Origin of the sequence: Clostridium fungisolvens (genome assembly GCF_014193895.1) — a bacterium.
In the GTDB taxonomy this organism is placed as follows: domain Bacteria; phylum Bacillota; class Clostridia; order Clostridiales; family Clostridiaceae; genus Clostridium_AR; species Clostridium_AR fungisolvens.
In genome coordinates this window covers 3,394,158-3,420,749 of record NZ_BLZR01000001.1, presented here as the reverse complement: position 1 = coordinate 3,420,749, position 26,592 = coordinate 3,394,158, and the positions used below count along the sequence as shown (strand labels likewise).

Here is a 26,592-nt window from a genome sequence, read left to right as displayed (position 1 = left end):
TCATTTAAGCTTTAAATTATATTATTTAAACATGATATTAATTGGCCTTTAAAATTTAATAAGGTGAAAATTTATTAGATTATAACAAGTTAAAAAACGAGATAATTAGAATTTGAGCCATAGGAATCGAAATACTAAAAAGCATAAAAATAGCATTTGGGATGTTGTAAAGTTATATACAGCATTTCTTAATGAACTGAGATGTAATTATGTATGCTTTGGGCTATAATTAATATGAATAATTTGATGTACATATACTTGTAATTTATTAGAACAGGAGTAGCTTTAATGAATATAGATGATTTAATTATATACAATAAGACAATACCTAAAAGAGAAGCAAGGTATGCAGATTTTCCAAGCAGCTTGTCACAGGAAATATGCTCATATCTTTCTGAAAAAGGAATTGATAAACTATATTGTCATCAGGCAGAAATGTTTGAAAAGGCAATGGAACGTAATAATATTGTAATAACAACATCAACAGCCAGTGGAAAAACTCTTAGTTTTTTATTGCCAGTCATTAATGAGATTTTATCAAATCCACTTGCAAGAGCAATTTTTATATATCCTACAAAAGCTCTAGCAAGTGATCAATACCGTGCTATCCTGCCTTACTTAGAATATTTCGGAGAAAATAGGATTTCAGCAGGAGTATATGATGGAGATACCACTGTAAATGAAAGAAGCAGAATCAGAAAAAATGCTAACATTATCTTAACAAATCCAGAAATGATAAATGCTGCATTTCTACCTAATCATAGTAAGTTTGGGTTTGATTTTATATTTTCCAATCTGAAGTATGTAGTAATTGATGAACTTCATACATATAGAGGTGCATTTGGTTCACACCTAGGAAATGTTTTTAGGAGACTAGGAAGAGTATGCAGATACTATAATTCATCACCACAATATTTATGTAGTTCAGCAACTATAGCTAACCCTGTTGAACTTGCAGAAGAAATCTGTGGACAAAAATTTACTAGAGTACATAAGGATGGTTCACCAGCTGCAAAAAGGAAGTACATGCTTGTACAGCCTCCGAAGATTATGGGCAAGGATAAAAAATATTATGGGCAAGTTCAGACAACAACTGTTGCTGCTGATTTAATACCTGACTTAGTAGAAAATGACAATAGTTTTATTGCTTTTGCAAAGTCAAGGAGAAATGTGGAAGTTGTATTAAAAGAATCAAGAGATAAATTACAAACGGAAAACTTTTTTGGAGCATCCTTAGCAGATAAAATATCTGGATACAGGGGAGGATATACCCCATTAGAGCGTAAGGAAATTGAAAACAAGATGATTACCGGAGTTTTACGGGGATTAATCTCTACCAACGCCCTAGAACTAGGTATAGATATTGGTAAGATTGATACCACAGTGCTTGTTGGATATCCAGGAACTAGGGCGTCTTTTTGGCAGCAGACAGGGAGAGCTGGTAGAAGTGGAAGTGAAAGCTCCAATTATTTGATTCTTGATAGTTTGCCTTTTGATCAGTACATAGGGGTTAATCCTGATTGGCTTTTTGAAAGTGGAAGTGAAAATGCAGTAATTGATAAGAATAATCTTCTGATAGAATTGGCACACATACGTGCTGCAGCTGCTGAAATACCATTGACCTTGGATGATATCTCGGTTTTTCCTGATCTCGGAGAAACAATTCCTGTTTTAATAAGAGCAAAGGAATTGACAAATCAGAGTGGAAAGTTTGCATGGAGCGGTAATTCCTTTCCAGCAGGAGATTTTAGTTTAAGAAATATTGATAAGTTTCGATACAAACTCATTAATAAAGAGAATAATAAAGAAATTACTGAGATGGATGAAATGCAGGCTTTCCGTGAGATTCATAATGGAGCTATTTACATGCATGATGGAATTCAGTATCAGGTTATCAAACTTGATTTAGAAAGTAAAACTGCATTTTGCATACCTTTTAATGGAAACTATTATACGATGCCAGGAGCCAATACAAATATAAGGATTATTCAAGGCAATAAGGATATGGAGTATAACCGTGTGAAGGTTGCATTTGGTGATGTAAATGTTAATGAAGTAGTGTATATGTATAAAAAATTGCAGTTTCACAATCACCAAAACTTAGGGTTTGAACATTTAGAAAAACCATTATCCAAGGATTTTGATACGGAAAGTGCTTGGATAAGGATTCCGGATAATGTTGTTACGGTATATAGAAGATTGTTGCAGGAGAGTCAAAATGGCATGATCATAAGAAATAATCATTTTGAGGGTTTGTGTTATGCTATTAAAAATGCAGCAATGATGTCTACTATGACAGAGCAGGAGGACATGGGAGTTGTAATGTCTAACAATGCCATAGAAATAAGTGAAAATTTTAATGATGAAGTGTATATGTTTGTTTATGATAAATATATAGGTGGACTAGGATATGCAGAAAAAGTATTTGATTTAACTGCACAGATTGTTGAGGCTGCAATTAAGATGGTAGGTGGATGCACATGTGAAGGTGGTTGTGCTGCTTGCATTGGTGATTATAAATTGGATAAAGCAATGGTCCTGTGGGGGCTGAAGAATTTATTAGAAGAAATTGAAGCTCCGAAGGGTGTTAAGCTTATTGAATATGCTCCATCAACATTTATTAATAAACAATTTCGATTTAATGAGCTTAAGGAAAAATGGCGAGACTTCTGTGAATATATGCAGGGAAATGGAGATTCATTTGCAAAGTTTTTAAGCACAATTACTGAGGTAGAGATAGATAATTGTACGTTAACCTTAGTTTTACAGAACGCTTTTTATAAAGAATGGGCAATGGAAGAAACCAATAGAAAAAGTATAATAAATATTATCTCCTTTCATACAGATGCTCCTTCTGGTCTTCGATTAAAAGTAAGACTTGAAGAAACTGCTGATGATAGAAGTAATATAAAAAATAAGTTACAAAGAAGATATGAAGATCTTGTGGAATAGGAGGACTACATGCATTACCAAAAAGAAATAGAAAAATTAAATGAATATCAAAAAGAAGCTGTTTTAGATGAAAGTGATGCATGTATTGTAAAGGCAAACGTAGGAAGTGGAAAAACAACAGTGCTGATTTCGAAGATTATATATCTTCACTATGACAAAAACATTAGCTATAAAGATATGATTGTATTGACCTTTACTAATAAAGCTGCAAATGAAATCAAAGAAAGACTACTTGCTTTAGATGACAGTATCCAATCAGAAGAACTAAAGGGATTTGGAACTTTTCATAGTGTTGCGCTTCATTTACTTAAAGACAGATTATCTATTGAAAAGATGGGATATACAAAAGATTTTTTAGTAATAGAGCCAGAAGAAGAGTTGGATATTGCTATGGAAATAATCCAGGAAGAAAAGCTAGCAATTAAGTATAAAAATAGAATGAAAAAACGATTGGAACAGGCAAATGCAATAGAGAGAGAAGAGGAAAAAATCTCAAAGTATAATGATGATATATTTAGGCTTGTTCAACTATTAAAAGAAGAAAAAGTAAAACAAAACAAAATGTCCTTTTCTGATATATTGGAAAACGTAAATCATTTATTGGAGCATAATATAATAGCTCCAAAATGGATTATTATTGATGAGGTTCAAGACAGTGATAAACAACAGCTTGAGTTTATTGATAGATTAAAAGGTTCTGATACTAAAATGTTTGCTGTAGGTGACCCTAATCAGGTTATTTATAGCTGGAGAGGAAGTACACTTAATGTATTTTATACCTTAAAACATAAATATAAAGCAAAAGAACTATCACTTCCAATTAATTACCGCTCTAGTAGTTCTATCTTAGAAGCAGCTAGATGTTTTCTTCTAGATGGAAGTGACTTAAAAGGAGTACGTGAATCTGGAAGTAAGATCATAGTGAAAAATCAGTATAATTCATTTAATGAAGCTTGCTATCTTGTTGATAGAATTAAGGAAATACATAATTTAGGTGTAAAGTATAGTGACATTGCGATCTTTTATCGGTTGCAGGATCAGTCCCAGGTTTTTGAAGATGTGTTTTCGAAAAATCATATTCCTTATGAAGTATCTATGAAGAAAAATATACGTGATATTCCAGTTCTTAATTGGATGATTAAACTATTTCGTTTTTCGGTAAATCCTAATGATACCTCATCTGGAGTATATGTTCTTAGCAATAAGGATTACGGTGAACGAATGAAAGAAGTTACAGCGAGAAATATAGTGAGAGAGCAGAGTATAGAGAAATCAGAGCTATATACGAAAATGCATAAATTTCTCAATGAATGTTCCGAAATAACTAAATCTGAAGAGATATATGACTACTTTGAATTTAATAAATATATAAGGCCAACTTCTGCTACTTACAAAGAGGATAAAGAATCTATATGTGCTTTGCTTAATATTATTATAGAATATATGAAAGAAAAGCAAATGAAGTTTCTCAATGGACTTAAGGATTTTGTAAACTCCTCTGCCTTATATGGTGTTAATATACTGCAGAAGGATATAAGTAGCGATGCAGATTCAATTAAGCTTATGACTTTACATGCCTCCAAGGGGTTAGAGTTCTCGTATGTATTTATTACAGGTGTAAATTACGGATTGATTCCATTGAGTACAAGGGATATGGAAGAAGAAGAGGAGATGAGGCTGTTTTTTGTTGGTATTACTAGAGCAAAGGATTATCTAGAACTTTCCTATTATACAAATCCAGATTATCAAAGGGTAGCTTCAGGAGAAAGTAGATATATTCACATGATACCATCTAAGCTTATAGAGAGTGATGAGGTCAAAAGTGCTAATGTTAATTTACAAGAGCTTAAAAAGCAGATTCAAGAAGCAAAAAATGAATGCAAGAAAGTGGAAGTATCGAGTGAAGTATTAGTTGGAGAAATAACTGAAACAACTGAAGTAGAAATTGAGGCGGCAGTTGCAATAGATGTTGAGACAGTAACCGAAGTAGCAATGAAACTAGTTCGTCATAAAAAATATGGAACAGGAAAAGTGCTTAAAGAAGATGATATGATGATTGAAGTGGAGTTTGAGAATTACGGAACGAAAGAATTTATAAAAGCTTTTAGTGAACTTGAATTTTTATAAATATGTTCAAACCTCCTCTTTTTACTGTTCAGGAAAGTATAAACTTATTTCCTGCCTATTTTTCTTATATGTATTTGGAAATACAGATGCACAAAAAAAAGGTCGCTTTAGCGGCCTTTTTTTTATTCAGCTGAATGATTACTGGAAATACAAAATAAAATGTACTTACACAGATTTGCTGAATATTTTCAATAGTCGTAAATAATGGTTTGCTTCACGCAATGTATGATCTGCTAATAATGGTATTATTATAGATTTAATTTTACATTCTAATAATCCTTGGGTTCCTTGAGCTTTGAATTTACTAATTTCTAAGGTTGCATTAAGACTATCCTCTGTTACCTTTGCTAATGGAATTGTTTGTTGCATAGCCTCTTTTGCTTCTGAGGTCAATTGGTCAAACTCTTCTCCAAAATTTTCGGCAGTCTTAATAAGTTCCTTTTCAGTCGGGTCAAGAAGTCCATGAATAAATTTAGAGTGTTCAGCCATAATTCTGTTCCAGAAAGTCTCCTGTATATATGTTTCTTTTTCTAGATCAATTTCTTCATGATTCTGTAGTTTATGAATAATGTTAGAATAAAACTTGGCTTCTCTTAAAATATGGTCTATAAGTAAAGGATAATTACCTGTAATAATTTTGCAGGATAAAATGTCTGATAATATCATGGTTTTAAATTGTATTAAAGAATTTACTAAGTTCATAATTCTGTGATTAAGGGAGAACACTCTTTGTTCAAGAACAGAACTATCAATTTTGATAGCGTCTCCGACTAAGTTGCCTTCTGCTTCAGTTAAGTTGACAGCGATATTTACTCCGGTGTAATATGCTGAGGCCCTTTCAGCTTTTAACGTAAATGGCGTGATTACTTCTCCAGATTGTAATACTTCAGAGCTAACAACGCCATTAGACAATGAAATTGCTTCTGCTAAAAGCCTATCAAATTCCATACGAAAGTTATCAGCGTGTATCGAATAATTAGAATCTTTTTGAGTGAAATTGATTTGTAAAAAGAATGAATGTTCTTTCATGATACGTGTGAAAAAAAGATGTAACTCTAGTGATTGCCTTATGAAATCACCTCTTGATAGCATATTAAAATCTCCTCTAATAATTTGCTTCAATACTATATTATTAAAGAAGGACTAATATGATACTCCCAACTAAGGCTTTTTAAAGATATGACAAATTTATCTATTACATATGTATATTAAGATAATTAAATGGTAAAAAGTAACCGCACACTTTTATAATTTTAGCGTGCGGTTAAAATATTATGTTCGCAGATAGCATTATTGTTATAAAGTATATTTTTTAATATCATTGCTTTCAAATGATTTTACAAGACCATAGATTAAATTATCTTGCTCAATTCCTTCAAGATGCAATACATCTAGAACTTCTACAACCATACAATTGCTAGCATCATCTATTACTATGGCTGAATCTTTAACAGTATATTTGATATTTGCAAATTTATCTGTATCATCAGAATGGCTGTTGCCAAGTGCATCAACTACATTTTGTTGGTCTTCATTTAATGCACTAACTCCAATGATATCACCTTTGCTGATATTCTTTCCAGTTATACTTTGAGTACCTAGCATCATTAGAACTTTGTCATAATCAGCCTGCATTGACCATGCACATATCATACCGTATTTCTTCTCGTTTTTTATAAAGCTAATAGCGTTAGCTCCGTAATTAAAAGCACTAAGATTCATTTTTTTAGCTCCTTAAAATTTATTAGTTTAGTATTTATCTACCTTAATTATACCAATTTATATGAAAGAATACACAGTAAGCTTTATTTATGTCCTAAAAGTTTTCTTTGATTTTAACACGTTTCTAGGTGATGTCGGTGTAAAGTGAATTATGAATATCAGAAAAAGTATAGTATAGATTAGTATAAATTTGAACTTTTTATTAATTAGTAGAAGTCTTAAAAAAGACTTGTTATACTTATATTTAAACATACCAAAAAATATGGAATAAAGTTAAAAATATGAAATAAATACCTTGATTTTCCAATAAATTAATTATATAATAAAGGTGTAATAAAACATAAATATTGTAATAAAGTATTTTGTTTGATGTTGCATACACAGAAGGGAAGATAAATCAATGAGTAAGATTGTAGATTTGGATTTAGAAAGAAGCGATGAATTGTACAACATAGCAAAAGCTTTGGCTTCTGAAGTTAGACTAGAAATAATAAAGCTTTTGAATTATAACAGTCATAATGTAAATGAAATTGCAGAAAAGCTTAATATACCTACTTCAACTGCTGCATTAAATGTAAAAATTCTTGAAGATGCTGGTATTATTAATACAGAACTGCAGCCTGGTGTAAGAGGGTCCATGAAAGTATGTAGTAGAAAGATGGATAAAATCAATATACAACTTGATACAGTGAATCTGCATTCCCAAGATAATTCTTTCTATATTAATATGCCACTTGGAAATTTTGTTGATTGTGAAGTTCATCCCACATGTGGTATGGTAAACGAAAATGGATTTATAGATTCGGAAGATGATCCAAGAAGATTCTATAATCCTATGAGAACGACAGCCCAACTTATTTGGTTCCACAAAGGTTATATAGAATACCGTTTTCCAAATAATGTTCTTCAGATAGGAAAAGAAAAATTAATTGAAGTATCTATGGAATTATGTTCTGAAGCTCCAAATTACAGAAACAATTGGCCTTCAGATATAACAATGTGGGTAAATGGGATAGAAGTTGGAACTTGGACTAGTCCTGGAGATTTTGGTGGTCGAAGAGGAAGATTGAATCCTATATGGTGGTCTGATGGTTGCACGCAATATGGGATGTTGAAAACCTGGAGAGTAAACAAGGAAGGATCATTCATAGATGAAACTAGGATATCTGGTGTTAAAATCGAGGATTTAAAGCTTAAAGAAGATAAATTTATAACTGTTCGAATTGGAGTAAAAGAAGATGCTGAACATGTAGGTGGAGTGAATATATTTGGTGAAAAGTTTGGTGATTACGAGCAGAATATAGTTATGAGGATAGATTATAGTATGTAAGCTATGTGCGATTTTTGGAAGCATGTTTTAAACTCTCACCACTTTTGGTGAGAGTGTTAGAAAAAGTGTATTTAATTCAAAGTGGTACATGCATAGCGAAGTAAGTGCAATATAATGAAGTTTTTTTTACTTAATCCTACATAAAAATTATTATATTACAATAAATGTGGTTTATATTACTTTTTCTATGAAAAGTATATAGTCTACAAGGCTGTAAAATAAACTTTAATGAAAACGATGTCAAAAACTGATGAGGATAAAGCTGATTGTATTAAATTTACCAAGTTACAAAAACAAGAGGTGTATGAATGGAAAGAAATTTTTCAATAGATATATTTAAAGGACTTCTAGTTATTGGGATGGTTTTGGTGCATATAATGCAGTTTTTTTCAGATCCATCTATATCACCCTCAGTAGAATATGTAATTAATATAGGAAATGTAATCACTTTTTCTGGATTTGTATTTTGTTTTGGTTATGTTGCTGAAATTTCTTATTTGGAAAAAGATCTGAAGAGTGTATATAAAAAAATAATAAAAAACAGTATAAAAACATTAATAGCTTTTTATGTTTCTGGCAGTGCATTTCAGTTATTTGTGGCTGGTAGTCGAATTGAATGGAACACTTTTAAGGAAATAATTTTATTAAATAATATGCCAGGGTGGTCAGAATTTTTAGCATCTTTTGCTTATTTTAGTCTTGTGACCTTAATACTTTTTATACCTTTTAAGAAAGTTCTAAATAATAAAATTTTATTTTGGATAATTTTCTTTAGCTTATTTTTAACTTGTTTTATACCATACGAAAAGATAACAATTAATCAATTAGGTGTGCTTATAGGAACTAACAAATTTGCAGCTTTCCCTGTGCTGCAGTATATGCCTTTTTATATGCTAGGAATGTACTTTAAAAAGTATGACATAAAGTTCAATTTAGCCTTTGCGGGAGGTGCGCTATTATTAAGTGCGTACCCTATATACGAGATAATTGTTTTAAAAGCACCTCCTTGCAGATTCCCCCCTTCATTATCATGGATAGTAGCACCAATGTTTATATTATATTTGTATTATTTGGCATCTATGATGCTTGAAAAATTCCTTTTATATTTAAAACCTATTATAGCTTTGGGGCAAAATGTACTCTTTTGTTTAGTAGTAAGCAATATATTCATTTTTACTCTAGATTCAAAATTCAAGAAGTTAATGCTAAAGCCTTTAGAATGCATATATATGGAAGTGATTTTTCTAGCTATAGTATATTACTTAATATCAGTAGTAACAAGGGTAAAGAAATCATCTGATAATGTTATAAAAATATCTTAGTGGACAATGTTGTCGATAATCAGCAAATATAATTTTTTTTGCTTGTATACGTAAACCTTATCATAGATTTACGTTTAAATATACAATACATTATTTTTGGAGGAGATATTATGAATCGTAAAATTAAAACAATCCTTAGCGTTGTGCTTTCGACCTTAACTATTACCTCGTTACTTGCTGGATGCGGTAAAGGGGGCAGTTCTACCACTTCAGCATCTGCATCCAAGAATGAAATCACACTTTGGACACCACTTACAGGTCCTGATGGTGATACAATGACTTCAATGATAGCTGAGTATAATAAGACAAATCCAAAATATAAAGTTAAACACGTACCTATAGAAGCAAATGATATGTATACAAAGATACCTAGTGTTGTAAGCTCAGGTAAAAACGTTCCTGATTTAACAATTGTACATGCTGAAAGAATTCCTCTATTTGTAAAAAATGATATGTTAGTTTCTTATGATGATGCTATATCAAAGGATGGAAATAACATTAAAGAAGAGAATTATCTAAAAGAAGGTTGGAGAGTTGGAGCTGTAGATAACAAGAGATATGGAGTGCCTCTAGATGTACACTCATATATCACTTACTACAATCCAGACCTATTAGCGAAATATGGACCTCACGTACTTGATGACGGAGTTATAACAATGGACGAAGTTAAGGAAGTAGGAGAGGCTGCTAAAAAAGATAAAATTGCAGCAATAGGCGTTGACTGGATGAGAGTTATGACATTGGCTTGGATTAAACAATTAGGTGGAGATATAACTTCTGATGGAACAAAACCAACTGTTAATACTCCTCAGGCTGAAAAGGCCTTAACAACAATGAAGAGTTTTGTTACAGACAAGATTGCAACACAAGACGGAGATGATCCTCAACAATTATTCATGAATGGTAAGTTAGTATTTTGGCCAGAAGGAATTTGGATGCGTAATGGCTTAAAAGATGCAAAAGCACCTTGGAAAATGACTAATTTTATAACTTTTGATAAAAACAAGCTTGTTAACTGGTCATCTTCTCATAATTTTGTAATGTTTAAGAATCCAGCAAGAGATGCAGATAAGACACAGGGAATTATAGACTTCTTAAAATGGCTACAAGCTAATTCATTAAAATGGGCTACTGATGCAGGTCAAAACCCAGCTTCAATGGCAGTTCAAACAAGTGCTGAATTTGCAAAGGAACCACAAGCTTTCTTAGCTAAAGAACCAGAAGCTCTACATGTATTTAATTATCAATACTACGGATATGTAGCTGAGTCCCTAGATAAGATTGTATTAGATACAGTTTTCGGTAAGATGGATATTAAAAAAGGACTAGAACAAGCACAAAAGGAAACAGAAGATAGAATAGCTAGCGGTAAGTAACTCTAATGCTGTTAAATCTTTAGACCTTAATCTATTTTTAAAAATTTCACAGTTTTCTGCGAGAGAATTAAAAAAATAGGAGTTTTATAATGAAGTGGTACATCTCTATAGAAAGATATACCACTTCAAGCTAAAAACTATATTTAAAGCTCCTCTAGATTTTTAGGGGAGAATTTAAAATATAAGTTGTTTAATTAAAGTGACTTATCTAAAGATGTAACATTTCAATGAAAAATCTATTTTCAAAACTCCTTTGGGTTCTGATGAGAGAATTTAAAAATATAAATTTTATTACGAAGTGGGACATCTATATAAATACAACTCTATATTAGGTGAGGTGAAATAATGTAATGGAGAAAAGGAAGTACACGCCATATGTGTTTATAGCACCACATTTGATTCTGTTTATAATTTTCTTCGGTATTCCAGCCATATTCGGGATATTAATTTCTTTTACACAATGGAATCTTATGGATACCCCTCAGTGGGTAGGACTTAAGAATTATGCTGAAATCCTAGCTAATACTAAGTCAACATTTTATACTCAGTTTCATAATGGATTAAAGAACACTCTTACTTTTACTTTGTTAAGTGTGCCTTTCTGTGTAATAGTTCCGTTATTGTTGGCTGCAGCTCTTAATGCAAAACCTAAGGGACACAAAATCTTTCAATCTATATTTTACCTTCCAACTCTTTTTTCGATTTCGTCAGTTATATTGGCTTGGGGATTTTTGTTTAACAAAAATTTTGGACCAATAAACAGGATTTTAGGTCAGTCAATAAATTGGGGTGGCATCCAGCCATATGTATGGATTGCTATCGTAACTATAACTGTTTGGTGGTATATAGGTGGAAATATGGTTATATATCAAGCCGCTATAGCAGGGGTACCCTCAGATTTATATGAAGCAGCTGCATTAGATGGAGCTGGTGCTGTAATGAAGTTCATAAAAATTACACTACCTTCAATAAAAAATCAACTTGCTTATACTCTTGTTATGACAACCATTGCTCAACTTAATATTTATGGACAGCCTCTAATGTTCAGTAAGGGAGGACCTGCAGGGTCAACCTCTGTGCTTTTGATGTATATAAGACAAACAGCATTTGGTACTGGTGAGTCAATCGCTGGTATAGCATCTGCCATGGCAGTTATGCTTGGATTGTGTATAGTTTTTGTCGCATCACTGCAATTCTATTTTCTTAGAGATAAAGATTAATTAAAGAGGTGATGAAGAATGGTATGGATTAAAAAGAAGGGGCCAAAAGTTGCCGCGTTTATATTTCTTTTTGCAATGGCGCTTATTTGGATACTTCCAGTCTTATATGCAGTATTATCTTCGTTTAAATCAAACGTTGAGATTAATTCAATGGGCTACAAATTACTACCTCAGCAGTGGATAGTGGAAAACTATGTAAAAGTATTAACTAATTTTGATAGTGCACCTATAGTTAGATGGTTTTTAAATTCCTTAATTATAGCAGTATCTCAAACTGTCTTAGTGCTAATAATAGCATCCTCTGCAGCTTATGCATACTCAAGACTTAAGTTCAAAGGAAGGGATTTTATATTCTGGGTTCTTTTAAGTACTATGATGTTTCCAAGTATAGTAAATCTTATTCCATTATACAAGATAGTAAGTATGTTTAACTGGATAGACACACCTCTTGCTATTATAGTTCCAGGTGTCTCAGGTGTATTTAACATATTTTTAATAAAACAGTTCATGGTAAGCATACCTAAAGAATACGATGAATCAGCAAGAATAGATGGTGCTAGCGATTTTCAGATATATACTAAAGTGATTTTACCACTTATAAGACCTGTATTAACAGTGGTGGCATTATTTACTTTCACTGGAGCTTGGAATGACTTTTTATGGCCATCAATTGTATACAATAATATTGAGAACTTACCATTAACCCCTGCTTTGCAACTTTTCCAGGGAATGTATGTAACTGATTATGGTCGTTTGACTACTTCTGCAGTTATAGCCATAATACCAACATTTATATTATATTTATTTACTCAAAAGTATTTCTTAGAAGGACTTAATTTATCATCTGGTATTAAGGGATAGAATAAAAACAAAACAACATTAGGAGGAACTGATATGGCAATAAATATTGTTAGAAATGAACATCCACGTCCAAACTTTGAAAGGAAAACGTGGTTAAATCTAAATGGGGACTGGGATTTTGAATATGATGATAATGATTTAGGTTTAAAAAGTAAATGGTACCAAAATAACTCCTTTAGTAAAAAAATAGTGGTACCTTATGTATTTCAAAGTGAACTTTCTGGTATAAATGAACAAGAGGTCCATGACATTGTATGGTACTCAAGAGAGTTTGATATTCCAGAAAAGCTAAAAGATAAGAGAATAAATCTTCATTTTGGAGCTGTTGATTATAAAGCGGATGTGTGGGTAAATGGGAATCATGTTATAACTCACGAAGGAGGACATGTTCCTTTTTCAGTAGAAATTACTGATGTACTTAAAGATAGTGGAAATAAAGTAGTGATTAGGGTAGAAGATTACACTTATGATTTAGAACTTCCTAGAGGTAAGCAGTACTGGAAGGAAAAATCAGAAGGAATATTTTATACTAGAACAACAGGAATATGGCAAACTGTATGGCTTGAGGCTGTTTCTGAGAATTACCTGCAAAACCTGTGGATTACTCCAGACCTTGATAATAAAAAGGTCCATGTAGAGTATGAGTTAGAGAGGGTTTCTAGTAACACATATTTAGAGGTTACAATAACATTAAGAGATAAAGTGATTGTTCAAGATAGAATAGGTATAATAAATGGAAGAGGAAAAAGAGATTTCTGGTTAGATCAGAATATTACTATAGATTGGAATCATCAAGAAGCCTGGGCTTGGACCCCTGAAAATCCGGTGCTTTTTGATATAAATTTTAAGGTTATAGTTGATGATACGTGTATTGATGAGGTTAATTCATACTTTGGACTAAGAAAAGTTTCTATAGTTTCAGGAAAGTTCATGTTAAACAATAGACCTTATTTCCAAAAGTTATTATTAGATCAAGGTTATTGGGAAAAATCGCTATTAACAGCACCTAGTGATGAGGACTTTGTAAAGGATATAAAGTTAAGCAAGGCGATGGGTTTTAACGGTGTTAGAAAACATCAAAAAATTGAAGATCCTAGATATCTTTATTGGGCAGACAAACTTGGCTTCCTAGTTTGGGGTGAAATTGCCAGTGCATATAATTATTCAAGAACTTATGTTAATCGCATAACTAAAGAATGGATGGACATGATAGAACGTGATTACAATCATCCTTGTATAGTGGCGTGGACTCCTTTAAATGAATCTTGGGGAGTTGAAGGTATAATGAATAATAAGAACGAACAGGCTCATTCAGCATCCATGTATTGGTTAACAAAATCATTAGATCAAACAAGGCCGGTTATATCTAATGATGGATGGGATCATACTAAAACAGATCTTCTTACAATACATGACTATGAATGGAAAAATGAAGTTCTAAAAAATAGATACTCATCTTTAGACAACATACTTAATTCTACACCAGCAGGAAGAACAATAGTTGCACAAGGATGGGAATACGAAGGACAGCCAATTATAGTATCTGAAATGGGTGGAATATCTTATCAAAAGAGCGATTGGAAGGGATGGGGATACTCCTCGGCATCTTCCGATGAAGACTTTATTAAGAGATACTATGATGTGATTTCTCCACTACTTGAATCGCCATTGGTACAAGGATTTGTATATACCCAAATAACTGATGTTGAACAAGAAATCAATGGATTACTTACCTATAAAAGAGAACCTAAGGTAGATGTAGATATAATAAAATCTATAAACGATGGTAAATGGAATCCTAATTAATATTCCTTTTAAGCAGTAATCTATAAAGATAAATGTAGATTGCTGCTTATGTTACATATTGAAAATGGAGGGAGTATATCTGTGGATAGAAAATTTGAAAAGATATTAGCTTATATAGGAGGTTCGTGGCAGATAATATCAGGATTAATCACTATAATTCCGTATTCAACTATGATAAAAAGACAAGGATTTAACGTAACAGGCGGTTCACAATTATCAATAAATGCAACACAGTCTGTTATTGATAGCATATATTCCTTTAGTACGACCATAGGAATATTGTTTGTTGGAATAGGCCTGCTTAATTTATATTTATCGAAAAGATTAAAAAGCGGAGAAGTGGAAAAGAGGATTCCTACTTGGTTTATATGTTGTGGGATAATATCTTTATTTGTGATGGATTTCATAAGCTGTGTAGTTTTTGTTGCATCAGGCTTAGTTGCTATGGCTAGGAATAAGTCTATCAGCATAATAAACAATTAAAACATAGAAAAAATCACAACAATCAATAATTGAATAGTGTGGATAATCTATTTAATAAAAATGCCCCGAAACAATGTTAAGGCTAAATGTGTAAAATAACCTTAATATTGTTTTGGGGTATAGCTATTTTGAAGCAAGTAAGAAAAAATAAGAATAATCAGTTGTTTTACTACATTAAAATTAGTGTTGAAACAAACTATATGAGTCTACCCCCTAAAAAGGAAAAATGTTTTCGTATATATCAGCAAAAGAGTTTTGAAGAATATTTAATGATTAGAATAGTGTTAAAATAGATTTTTTAATAACTATATGAACCTACACCCTTAAAAGGGAGAATGGTTTCGTATATATTATCAAAAGAGTTTGGGAGAGGATGATATGAAAGGAAAAGTTATCGCATTATTAATTAGCACCGCATTCTTATTGGTTGGATGTGGGAGTAAAGGAACTTCAAATAGCATTGTACAGGGAAACAAGGCTAGCAGCGCACAATCGAGCACTACAGAAACTAGTAAAACTCAGTCGAGTTCAACACAATCAGGAGCTACAGCCCAAAACGGTACAAATGGACAAACTGGAGCTAGTGTTACCACAGAATCTAACTCTGCTAAAACTAAAAATGTAAAAGCTTTAACTCAAAATCAAAAATCAGAGGTAAATCAAAAAGTTGGAACAGCGATAAATAATATAAATGATGCATTACAATCAATACAAAATGTACCTGATGTAGATATAAGTGAAGCAAATAAATAGAAAAACAATAATAGGAGGAATGAATTTATGAAAACAAACAAGGTAGTATCTTTAATTATTGCAGGATTAATGCTTATGCCAAGCACAATGGTGTATGCAAAAGGTAATGACCATCAAGAACACGGAAAAGGTTCTCAAGCAAAGCAACAAATTACTCAAGTACAAAATACACAAAGTAATTCTGCTGCAGTAGTACATGGAAAAGGAGATTCTCAAGAACAAGATTCAAACGAAAATAACTTGGGATCTAATAAAAAAGAAGAAGAAAAAGCTAAAAGAGATAACAAGCAACAGGACATAGCAGCATTTAAGTCACAAATAAAATCATTACATACACAGATGGCAGCTTTGAGACAGCAAATAATCCCTTTACAAAAGGAAGTAGGTCAAAAGAAAGAGCAACTACAAACAATATTACAACAATTGGAGTCTGGAGAAAAAACTTTACCTGCAGATATGTTAAACACTTTAATAACTGAATCTCAAAAGCTTATTGGTGACGGAACAGATTTAAAGGCTACTTCTGGAGTTACAAGCGATGCTACTGAGTCTGAAAATAACTTAAAAGGTGGCAAGTTTGGTAATGCTGTTACTTCATTGAATAATGTAATTGCAAAGTTTCAGGCAAGACTTACTGCACTTAAGCAACTTAATTCAGACCTTGATGCAATGCTTGTAATAGCTAATCAAGCTACAACTCCAGCACCAGAAACTAGTACAACTTCTCCAGCACCAACGGATTCAACACAACCAACTACACAACCTACAGATGGCACAACTACACAACCTACAGATGGCACAACTACATCTACTACATCAAATTAGTAATATAATGTAGTGAAAACACGTGGAATGTTTTTGTATACTATCTAAATATTATAGGTAGAAAAATAAGCAGTTAGGGATAATTAGTAGTTATCCTTAACTGCTTTTTTACTGTAAAAGAAAGTCGCTTCAGTGATTTTTTCATTATATGGGTTAATCCTGTTTAGGTGTACCTGAAGGAACCTCAATAGGTTTTTCAAGATTAGTGGGCTTACCAAATTTAGGATAATTATTTTCCCAGGTGAATTTTTGAGTTCTTACACTTCTGCCATCCCATCCACCATTAGCTGCTTCGCAAGCATGGTATATAATCCAATCTTCACTGCCATCAGGTGACTTTACAAAGGATGCATGACCAGGAGCATATGCAGTCTCAGTTTTAGAGAAAACAGGTCCTGATTTTTTCCAAGAAGAAGGGTTGAGTACATCTCCATCTGTATTAGTTAAAAGACCAAGGCAGTAATCTTCAGTCCAACTTCCGCTAGCAGAATAAACTATATGGATGGTATTGCCTTTCTTTAATATCTCTGGACCCTCGTTGATATAAGGTTGTCCGATTGTCTCCCAAGGTTCTTCAGGTTTAGATAGAAGTATTCTTTTCCCGGATATTGTATATGGATTGCTCATTTCTGCGATATATAAATTTTGGCTTACGTTTGTATCACCGTCCCAGCCAGACCAAATAAAGTACAATTTACCTTTGTTCTCTAGAACGGTTCCGTCGATGGCCCATTTGTTTGTATCGTCGCCCACTTTACCCTTAAAAATATATTCGCCTTGTGGATCTTCAGTTTTGCTCTCTAATACATACATTCTATGATTTTCATTTTTTCCACCATCTGCTGCAAAATAGATATACCATTTATTATTTATAAAATGTAATTCTGGGGCCCAAGTTTCTTTGGAATACTCTTTGCCTAAAGGTGATGTCCAAACGTTTACAGGTGTATCAACATCAATATCTTGAAGTCTCTTAGTTTTAGTTACAAAGATTTTATTGTTTCCATTTGAATAGCAGTAATAGTAATATCCATCTTTTTGAATAACCCAAGGGTCAGCACTTGGAGCAGATCTTATTGGATTTGTAAAAGTTTCTTTCATCTCTTTTTTACCTCCTGCAAAATGATAGATTAATGTAATTGCTGCGGTTAATAAAACAGCGAAGATCAATATAAATATAAGCATTCTAGACTTTTTCATAAAACACCTCCTTGATACAGTTATATTATAATATATTTTATGGTAAAATATAACAAAAAAGTTATATTAAAACCATAATTTTGGATATATTTATATTATTAAATTAAAAAAATATTTGCGCAGGTATTGTTATAAAAAATATACGTTAAATGGCTTAATGGTTCAATTTATATGCTGAATTAGATTGTTCTTTTGTCCACTATTTGAGCATAGAATTGTATAAGAGCATAAGATTAAAAACTTAGTTTAATGTCCATTTTGAACAATAAATATGTAAATAAACATTTTTTAATGCTAACCAATCACTCATATAACATCTTTTGTGAAAACGCTTAATTTCAATAGTTTATTATTCATATAATCAGACAGTAATTTTTAAATAATGAAAGGAAGAGAGTTATGTATTTTGCTATTGAGAGAATAAAGAGGATTTTATCAGAACTTAAGGATTACATCTGCATTAATAGATTAGACATTGATAACTACAAAATGAGATCTTGTGGATATAATGAATTTTCACTTCTAAATGAAGAGACAGATCAATGGGAGGATTTTGAAAGAGGACAATTATGGGGTGGTAAGGATAAACACTTCTGGTTTAAAAAAGAGATTATTATACCTAAAGAATATGAGGGGAAAACAGTTGTTTATGAAGTAACTACAGGTAAAGAGGGGGAGTGGGATGCTACAAATCCTCAATTTTTAGTATATGTAAATGGAAGCTTAGTTCAAGGCTTGGATGTTAATCACAGGCAGATTTTGCTGACTGACAATGCAAAGGCAGGTGAAAGCTACGAAATTGCATTATATGCTTATTCAGGAATGTTAGAAAGTTTAGTGGAGTTAAATACGTTCATTGCCATCCTTGAGAAGGAGACAGAGAAATTATACTATAACGTAAAAGTACCGATAGAAGTAGCAGAACTGTTAGATGAGGATGATAAAAGAAGAATCAATATATTAAGCTTTATGACAGAGGCTGTAAATATGTTGGATCTCAGAATAGCTTTAAATGAAAGTTATTATAAATCTATAAAAGATACAAATAAATATTTAGAAGAAGAATTCTATAACAAATATTGTGGAAATAATGATGTTGCTGAAGTATGCGTTGGCCATACTCATATTGATGTAGCTTGGTTGTGGACATTAGCCCAAACAAGGGAAAAAGCAGCGAGAAGTTTTTCTACAGTTTTGAGTTTAATGGATGAGTATCCAGAATATATTTTCATGTCCAGCCAACCTCAGCTATATAAGTTTATTAAAGAAGATCACCCAGAGATATATGCGCACATAAAAGACAGAGTTAAGGAAGGTCGCTGGGAGGTTGAAGGAGCCATGTGGCTTGAAGCGGATTGTAACTTAACCTCTGGAGAATCTTTGATTAGGCAGATAATACATGGTAAGAACTTTTTTAAAGATGAGTTTGGAGTAGATAGTAAGCTTTTATGGTTGCCGGATGTTTTTGGATATAGTGCAGCTCTTCCTCAAATTCTGCAAAAGAGTGGAGTTAATTACTTTATGACAACAAAGATAAGTTGGAACGAATACAATAAGATGCCATATGATACTTTTACTTGGAGAGGAATAGATGGTTCTGAAGTTTTAACTCATTTTATATCAACAACTGATTACAAAAAGGATGGAAGACCTGGGACTGGCACTACCTATAATGGTAATACCAATGCTTCTCAGATTATGGGCTGCTATCAGAGATATCAACAGAAAGAGATAAATAGTGAGGTTTTAAATTGTTTTGGATATGGAGATGGTGGTGGAGGTGCCACAAAGGAAATGCTAGAGATGGCAAAGCGTTTCGAAAAAGGGATACCAGGTGCTCCTAAGGTTAAGATGGGAAAAGCTTTAGATTTCTTTAATAATCTAAATGAAAATGTTAAAGAAAATAATAAGCTTCCTAAATGGGTAGGAGAGCTTTATCTTGAATATCATAGAGGAACCTATACTTCAATGGCTAGAAATAAGAGGTATAATAGAAAAACTGAATTCTTAAATTTAGAAGCAGAGATGCTATCAACCTTGAGTAGTATTGAAGTTGGAACTAAATATCCTACTGATGAACTGAAAGGATGCTGGGAAACTACGCTTTTAAATCAGTTCCACGATATAATCCCAGGATCATCAATTAAGGAAGTATATGAGGATTCTAAAACACAATATGAAAAAATCAATGAAACCGCAAAGAGAATTATAAGTACATCAGCTGCTAATATTGCTTCAAAACTGGAACTAGCAGAAAACTCTGTTGTGGTATTTAATCATTTAGGCTTCTCAAGAAGTGATATAGCTGAGTTTGAAATTCCTAGGGGATGGAGAAATGCTAAGGTATTTGATGGAGAGAGTCTTATTGAATCCCAGAAAATAGATGATAATAAGATTGTGTTTTATGCACAAAATATACCAGCAAAGGGGTACAAAACCTTTAGCATTAGGAAAACACAGGAAGTAGAGCTTGAGGACTCTTACATTAAAATTGGAACTAAAAACATAGAAACAGAGTTTTTCAAAATACAATTAGATGAGAAGGCCCATTTTATTTCAATATATGATAAATTAAATGAAAGAGAAGTATTACAAGAAGGGCAAAGAGGAAATGTGATACAGGCTTTTGAAGATAAACCACATAACTGGGATGCTTGGGATATTAATATCTACTATCAAGAGAAAATGTGGGAGGTAGATGATGTTTCAAGTATTAAGGTTATAGAAAATGGCAATGTGAGGTCTTGTTTAGAAATCACTAGAAGGTTTTTAAATTCCACATTGGTTCAAAGGATTTATATATATAAAGATGTTCCAAGGATTGACTTTGAGAATACGATAGATTGGAAGGAAAGACATATTCTTTTGAAGGTAGCTTTTCCAGTGGATGTTCATGGCGATAAGGCTACCTATGAGATACAGTATGGAAATGTAGAAAGACCTACTCATTGGAATACCAGCTGGGATTATGCTCGTTTTGAAGTATGCGCACATAAATGGGCTGATTTATCTGAGGGAGGATACGGTGTAAGTCTTTTGAATGATTGTAAGTATGGTCATGATATAAAAGATTCTGTGATGAGATTGTCACTTTTGAAATCTCCTTCATATCCTAATATTGATGCAGATAGAGAAATACACAAGTTTACCTACTCTCTTTATCCACATAGTGGAGACTTTAAGGAAGCTGGTACAGCTCAAATGGCATATAATCTTAATAGTCCTCTTACTACAAAGGTGGAGGAAGCTCATAGTGGAAAGTTACCGCTACAAATGTCATTTTTCAGTGTTGATAAAGAAAATGTAATTGTAGAGGTAGTAAAGCAAGCTGAGAGAAGCGAAGATGTTATAGTAAGAATGTATGAGTATCATAATAAGAGGACAAAAGTAAAGTGTAGTACTTTGAATGTATTTAAGAGTATATTTGAATGTGACTTGATGGAAAATGATCTTAAAGAAATTAGTATAGAGGATGGGAACTTTAGTTTTGAAATAAAACCTTATGAGATAAAGACATTCAGGCTTAAGTTGAAAATCAAATTCTAATTATGCTTTATATTAAGTATTTGTATGTATGGATTTTATTGGATGTATAAATAAGGTGTTGTTAAAAATGTTATGCCAGCATTGAGTAGAACAGATGCTGGCATGTTTTATTTTACTAAAGGTCATTAAAGTTTACTTATAACATTGAAAAGTGAGCAATTTATTAAAATATGCAGTTTGTATTGAGCCTAACATTAGCTAAAATAGGAAAATATTGAATTAAAGCGAGTAAGAGGAGTATGGGGTAAAAATTAAAAATCTGTAAAAGATGATTGACTATATTACTAATTAGTAATATAATCAATCACATGGATAAAAATAAGATGTCATATGGTAAACTCAATGATTTAAATTTAAAGGTTGTAATAGCATTAAACAGAGGAACTCAACATGTACATAAAAAAGAACTAAAAATAATCAAAGAGGGAGGATTGACATTTTCTCAATTTGGTGTTCTTGAGCTCTTGTATCATAAAGGTGATTTAAGAATCTCTGAAATTCTTGAAAAAATTCTAGCTACTGGAGGTAATATGACTGTTGTCATAGATAATTTAGCTAAGGATGGACTTGTTACGAGATGTAGTGACCCAAATGACAGACGAGTTAATTTGATTAGTATTACAGAAAAAGGAAAGAAGCTTATGAGCGATATATTTCCTAAGCATGTAGAAAATATAAATGAGATATTAAGTGAATTATCTCAAAGTGAAAAAGAAACTTTAATTAGTATATTAAAGAAATTGCAAGGTGTATAACAAGATACACCTTTTATTCTGAGGATATGCTACTAATTAGTAATATACTATCTAGTAATACTAAAAGCTTAATATATACATAAGCATAATCATTTTTATAACAAACTGAAACTATAAAAATTATAGAAGCTTAAAAAGGAACAATAATATAAGATATAAATTTAAATTTATATATAGCTAAATAGTACATTAAATTATTTTAAACAGGGAGATAAAAACAATGATAAAATCATTAATTTCAAAATTTTTTAAATCTAAAGGAGAAGATAGAATGGAAAACAAAGTAGTATGTGGATGTTATAACGTTACTTTACAAGATCTAAATAATGCAGTTAAAAATGGAGCTAAATCCTTTGAAGAAGTACAACAAGTTACAAAGGTAGGTACCGGTTGTGGTAAGTGTATTAATGGTAATAAAGAATTGGTGAATGAATTAATAATTAAAAAGAAAATAGATGAGAACCAAATTGTATGTGGATGCTTTAAGGTTACTGCACAAGATATAGTTGCTGCTGTAAAGAATGGTGCAAAATCTTTTGAAGAAGTACAAGCTGTTACTAAGATAGGTACTGGCTGTGGAGGATGTATTGAAGGTAATAAAGCATTAGTAAGTTATTTACTAAAAAAGTAATATTCTAAATTTATATAATATTAGAGACTATGATTGCGTCTAGCGGTTATAGTCTCTAATAAATTGTGAAGTTTAAGTAAATATTGGTTGAAGAAATTTTTATTTAAATAAGGTAACGCAAAGAAGGGGAATATAATATGGATTATTTAAATAATGTTGAAAGAAGTGTTAAAGAAATATGTAATGATTGCTGTCATAAGGGAACTGACAAGTGTAACTATAGAATGTGTAATATTGGCTTTGTTGAGTATGTAGCAAAGAAAAGTAAAGATAATTCTACATATGCAATACCTGATGGAGAAAACTTAATACCTAAAAATGATTTCAAGTATTATGATGAAAAAGTCATTGCTAGTAGCATAGCTAATACATGTAGATTATGCAAGAATTGCAATGAAAATCACAATGAAAGTTGTGTTATATCCCTGATAAGACGCTCCTTGGAGTATACAAAACTAGAAAATAAGGTTGTATATCCAGGTAATGTAATAATGTATTTAGCTGGAGTATCAAAACAAAAGCCAGAGTTTGCTGAATTAATAAAAGAAGAATATATGAGAATTGGGTAATCTTAATGAAAAATTTTGAGCAAATATGCAAGGATAGAAGTTCAATTAGAAAATTTATTGGCAAAGAGATAGAAAAAGAAAAACTTTATCAAGTATTAAATATCATTAAAACTGCACCTTCAGCTGGAAATTTGCAGGCTTATGAGGTGATAGTAATAAAATCTAGTGATTTAAAAGAAAAGCTGTGTGAGGCAGCTCTTAATCAAGATTTTATAACAAAGGCTCCAATAGTACTTGTATTTGTTGCAAAGAAAGCTGAATCTTTTATAAGATATGGGGAAAGAGGAAAAGTGCTTTATAGTATTCAAGATGCTACGATAGCGTGTACTTATGCAATGCTAGCTTGCGAAGCTATAGGAATATCTTCAACTTGGGTCGGTGCATTCGATGAAGAGAAAGTAATAAAACTTCTTAATTGTAAAGAAGAAGAGACGCCGATTGCACTGCTCCCTATAGGATATACATTAGCTCCAAAAATTCCTCTTACGAGAAGAAAAGAGAGTAATGAACTATTTAGAGAGATATAATTTCTAAGAGGGGAAGACAATGGATAAAGAAATGAAAGACAAATTTAATAAACTTATCAAAATGGTTCCATACTTTGATGATGAATATTGGACCTACTTTGGATATGGGGAGAGTTGGGGAAACAAGTGCTCTAGATGTTATATTAAAACAAAATCATATAATTCTCCTAATATTGAATGTATAAACTGCTGGAAGTTTGAGATATGGGAAGATAACCTGACCAGTTTAGATGATGCTATATTATTTCTTCTGGAAGAAGCAGAGAAGGATCATAATCTTAGTGGAAAGGTGATGAAAAATAAGGCTTTAACTTATGAAGAAAAGGGAAAAAGGTTAGGATCAGGAATTAGTCATTCAATACCAGACAGTGCTAAACCTGATCGTTATTTAAGTGGTGAAATAACTAGTGATAGAGTAATATTGATATATAACCAGTCGATTGAAGAGAGAGATATGAGAATTGATAGAATATTATTAGGACTAAAAGAGAGAGGAATCTATAAAAAGGATAGTTTTCCTTATAGGAGAGGATGTATAGAGCCTCACGAAAAACTTTTTGGCCCTTGGGAGAATTGGTTTGACATGAATAAGGACTACAGATAATGTAAATAACTAAAGAAATTTAAAAGTTACATAAATGTAGTAGTGTTAGCAAAAGAATGAGGTGTTCGTAAGAACATCTTTTTTTATTGCAAAGAAAATATAAAATGTTTATGACCGTTAAATATAGTTATTTTATTGGATATTGAAGGGTATAAAGAATTTTGAATGGTAAATAATAAAGTGATGAAACATAGAAGAAAGCATTAAAGAACAACTTATTACTTCAAAAATTAAAAATATTAAAAGGAGCAATAAATATGGAAAATTCAATGTTTTGTTACCAATGTGAGCAGACTTTTGGTGGTAAAGGATGCACTAAAAGTGGTGTTTGCGGAAAAACACCAGAGATAGCTAATCTGCAGGATTTGCTTATTTACCAATTAAAAGGAATATCTTGTTATGCAAAGCCATTGATTGAACAAGGAAAAATTATTGATAAGGAAATAGTTAAGTTTGTAGAAAATGGACTTTTTACAACACTAACAAATGTAAATTTTGATGCAGAGGTACATGTTAGATTATTAAAGGAGTCACAAAAGATAAAAGAGGCTTTAAGGGATGAGGCACCAGAGGGAAAATATCCAGATCAAGCTACATATGACCTTAGTGATACAAAAGAAGAAATGTTAAGAGATTCGGTAAAAGCTGGAATAATGTACGACGAAGACCTTAATGAAGACGTACGTTCTTTAAGGTCAACAATTTTATATGGATTGAAAGGTGTAAGTGCATACGGACATCAAGCAAGATTTATTGGATACAATAGCCAGCAGGTAGATAATATTTATTTTTTAGGGTTAGAGGCTACTACAAATGATGATTTGACAGTTGAAGAGCTTATTCGTATGACCATGAGGGTAGGGGATATGAGTGTAGAGGTAATGAAAACTTTAGATGATGCCAATACCACTAGATATAGTAATCCATCACCTCATAAAGTAAATGTTAATATTGTAAAAGGTCCATTTATTATAGTTTCTGGTCATGACTTAAGAGACTTAGAGATGCTTTTAGAGCAAACTGAAGGCAAGGGAATTAATATATATACTCATGGTGAAATGCTTCCTTCACATGGATATAAGGAATTAAAGAAATACAAACATCTGGTTGGTAATTATGGCTCTGCATGGCAAAATCAACAGAAGGAGTTTGATGGAATTCCTGGATGTATTCTAATGACTACTAATTGCTTGATGAGACCAAGAGAAACATATAAAGATAGGATATTCAGCACAAGTGTTGTAGGTTGGGATGGAATAAAGCATATAGATATGAAAGAAGATGGAACTAAGGACTTTAGTGAAATAATAAACAAAGCATTAGAGCTTGGCGGTTTTAAAGAAAGTGAAGAGGAGAAAGAAATACTTGTAGGCTTTGGACATCATGCAACTTTATCACATGCTGAAACTATTGTTAATGCGGTTAAAGAAGGAAAGATAAGACATTTCTTCTTAATAGGGGGATGTGATGGAGCAAGACCAGGAAGAAATTATTATACTGATTTTGCAAAAATGGTTCCAGAAGATTGTGTTATACTTACATTAGCTTGTGGTAAATATAGATTTAACAAATTAGATTTTGGAACAGTAGCAGGATTACCTAGATTATTAGATGTAGGACAATGTAATGATGCATATTCAGCAGTTAGGATTGCTACAGCTTTAGCCGATGCGTTTGATACTAGTGTAAATGCATTGCCTTTAACAATTGTACTTTCTTGGTATGAGCAAAAAGCAGTTGCTGATTTATTAGCTTTATTATCACTTGGAATTAAAGGTATGTACTTAGGACCTAGTTTACCTGCATTTATATCTCCAAATGTATTGCAGTATTTAGTAGATACCTTTAATATAAAACCGATAAGTACACCAGAAGATGATTTACGTAGTTCATTAAAGCAGGCCATGTGTTAGAAGCATCAATATAATAACAATAATATATAAAATAATGCCATTGAACTGTATAAGTGTATCAAATTTATTT

Annotated in this window: 21 protein-coding genes; 18 read left to right on the top strand and 3 right to left on the bottom strand. The window is 32.0% G+C overall.

The genetic code is table 11. The features are described 5' to 3' along the window. Nucleotides 1-288: 288 nt before the first annotated feature. Entirely contained in the window at nt 289-2,952 is a 2,664-nt protein-coding gene (locus tag bsdtw1_RS15085; protein WP_183278384.1) for a DEAD/DEAH box helicase, read from the top strand. Nucleotides 2,953-2,961: 9 nt separating this feature from the next. After that, the gene (locus bsdtw1_RS15080; protein ID WP_183278383.1) at nt 2,962-5,079 is read left to right on the top strand and encodes an ATP-dependent helicase; all 2,118 of its coding nucleotides are present in this window, start codon (nt 2,962-2,964) and stop codon (nt 5,077-5,079) included. 165 nt (nt 5,080-5,244) lie between these two features. Here the strand turns inward: bsdtw1_RS15080 and bsdtw1_RS15075 are convergent, their stop codons facing one another. Then, nucleotides 5,245-6,171 (bottom strand): DUF2935 domain-containing protein, encoded by a 927-nt coding sequence (locus bsdtw1_RS15075; RefSeq protein WP_183278382.1) that lies wholly within the window; start codon nt 6,169-6,171, stop codon nt 5,245-5,247. A gap of 204 nt (nt 6,172-6,375) precedes the next feature. Continuing rightward, nucleotides 6,376-6,801: a flavin reductase gene (locus tag bsdtw1_RS15070; RefSeq protein ID WP_183278381.1), complete on the bottom strand. Its 426-nt coding sequence runs from the start codon at nt 6,799-6,801 to the stop codon at nt 6,376-6,378. 400 nt (nt 6,802-7,201) lie between these two features. Here bsdtw1_RS15070 and bsdtw1_RS15065 point away from each other — a divergent pair, with 400 nt between their 5' ends. The 9 genes from bsdtw1_RS15065 to bsdtw1_RS15025 all read left to right on the top strand — a co-directional run bounded on the left by bsdtw1_RS15065 (nt 7,202) and on the right by bsdtw1_RS15025 (nt 16,777). Continuing rightward, nucleotides 7,202-8,131: an ArsR/SmtB family transcription factor gene (locus tag bsdtw1_RS15065; RefSeq protein WP_183278380.1), complete on the top strand. Its 930-nt coding sequence runs from the start codon at nt 7,202-7,204 to the stop codon at nt 8,129-8,131. A 308-nt stretch (nt 8,132-8,439) separates the two neighbouring features. Beyond that, nucleotides 8,440-9,453 carry an acyltransferase family protein gene (locus bsdtw1_RS15060; protein WP_183278379.1) on the top strand — a complete coding sequence of 338 codons (1,014 nt, stop codon included), beginning with the start codon at nt 8,440-8,442 and terminating at the stop codon, nt 9,451-9,453. Nucleotides 9,454-9,563: 110 nt separating this feature from the next. Next, nucleotides 9,564-10,829 (top strand): extracellular solute-binding protein, encoded by a 1,266-nt coding sequence (locus bsdtw1_RS15055; protein WP_183278377.1) that lies wholly within the window; start codon nt 9,564-9,566, stop codon nt 10,827-10,829. Nucleotides 10,830-11,179: 350 nt separating this feature from the next. Continuing rightward, nucleotides 11,180-12,049: a carbohydrate ABC transporter permease gene (locus tag bsdtw1_RS15050; protein ID WP_183278376.1), complete on the top strand. Its 870-nt coding sequence runs from the start codon at nt 11,180-11,182 to the stop codon at nt 12,047-12,049. 18 nt (nt 12,050-12,067) lie between these two features. Beyond that, nucleotides 12,068-12,910: a carbohydrate ABC transporter permease gene (locus bsdtw1_RS15045; protein WP_183278375.1), complete on the top strand. Its 843-nt coding sequence runs from the start codon at nt 12,068-12,070 to the stop codon at nt 12,908-12,910. 33 nt (nt 12,911-12,943) lie between these two features. Next, a complete protein-coding gene (locus bsdtw1_RS15040; RefSeq protein ID WP_183278373.1) occupies nt 12,944-14,716 on the top strand; it encodes a glycoside hydrolase family 2 protein in 1,773 nt (590 codons plus the stop codon). Nucleotides 14,717-14,797: 81 nt separating this feature from the next. Then, on the top strand, nt 14,798-15,199 hold the full coding sequence (locus bsdtw1_RS15035; RefSeq protein WP_183278372.1) for a hypothetical protein: 402 nt from the start codon (nt 14,798-14,800) through the stop codon (nt 15,197-15,199). A gap of 378 nt (nt 15,200-15,577) precedes the next feature. Beyond that, entirely contained in the window at nt 15,578-15,952 is a 375-nt protein-coding gene (locus bsdtw1_RS15030) for a hypothetical protein (RefSeq protein WP_183278371.1), read from the top strand. 27 nt (nt 15,953-15,979) lie between these two features. Next, on the top strand, nt 15,980-16,777 hold the full coding sequence (locus bsdtw1_RS15025) for a hypothetical protein (protein WP_183278370.1): 798 nt from the start codon (nt 15,980-15,982) through the stop codon (nt 16,775-16,777). Nucleotides 16,778-16,930: 153 nt separating this feature from the next. Here the strand turns inward: bsdtw1_RS15025 and bsdtw1_RS15020 are convergent, their stop codons facing one another. After that, on the bottom strand, nt 16,931-17,977 hold the full coding sequence (locus bsdtw1_RS15020) for a glycoside hydrolase family 43 protein (protein WP_205245287.1): 1,047 nt from the start codon (nt 17,975-17,977) through the stop codon (nt 16,931-16,933). 399 nt (nt 17,978-18,376) lie between these two features. On the opposite strand from bsdtw1_RS15020, the gene bsdtw1_RS15015 reads away from it, so the two are divergent. The 7 genes from bsdtw1_RS15015 to hcp all read left to right on the top strand — a co-directional run bounded on the left by bsdtw1_RS15015 (nt 18,377) and on the right by hcp (nt 26,522). Beyond that, nucleotides 18,377-21,523, top strand: a complete 3,147-nt coding sequence (locus tag bsdtw1_RS15015) for an alpha-mannosidase (RefSeq protein ID WP_183278369.1) — start codon at nt 18,377-18,379, stop codon at nt 21,521-21,523. Between the two features lie 308 nt (nt 21,524-21,831). Next, the gene (locus tag bsdtw1_RS15010; RefSeq protein WP_183278367.1) at nt 21,832-22,278 is read left to right on the top strand and encodes a MarR family winged helix-turn-helix transcriptional regulator; all 447 of its coding nucleotides are present in this window, start codon (nt 21,832-21,834) and stop codon (nt 22,276-22,278) included. Nucleotides 22,279-22,498: 220 nt separating this feature from the next. Next, on the top strand, nt 22,499-22,909 hold the full coding sequence (locus bsdtw1_RS15005; RefSeq protein ID WP_183278366.1) for a (2Fe-2S)-binding protein: 411 nt from the start codon (nt 22,499-22,501) through the stop codon (nt 22,907-22,909). A 137-nt stretch (nt 22,910-23,046) separates the two neighbouring features. Further along, entirely contained in the window at nt 23,047-23,478 is a 432-nt protein-coding gene (locus tag bsdtw1_RS15000) for a hypothetical protein (RefSeq protein ID WP_183278365.1), read from the top strand. Nucleotides 23,479-23,483: 5 nt separating this feature from the next. After that, a complete protein-coding gene (locus tag bsdtw1_RS14995; protein ID WP_183278364.1) occupies nt 23,484-24,005 on the top strand; it encodes a nitroreductase family protein in 522 nt (173 codons plus the stop codon). A gap of 19 nt (nt 24,006-24,024) precedes the next feature. After that, a complete protein-coding gene (locus tag bsdtw1_RS14990) occupies nt 24,025-24,609 on the top strand; it encodes a hypothetical protein (RefSeq protein ID WP_183278363.1) in 585 nt (194 codons plus the stop codon). Between the two features lie 257 nt (nt 24,610-24,866). Further along, nucleotides 24,867-26,522, top strand: a complete 1,656-nt coding sequence (gene hcp, locus bsdtw1_RS14985; RefSeq protein ID WP_183278362.1) for a hydroxylamine reductase — start codon at nt 24,867-24,869, stop codon at nt 26,520-26,522. Nucleotides 26,523-26,592: the final 70 nt, after the last annotated feature.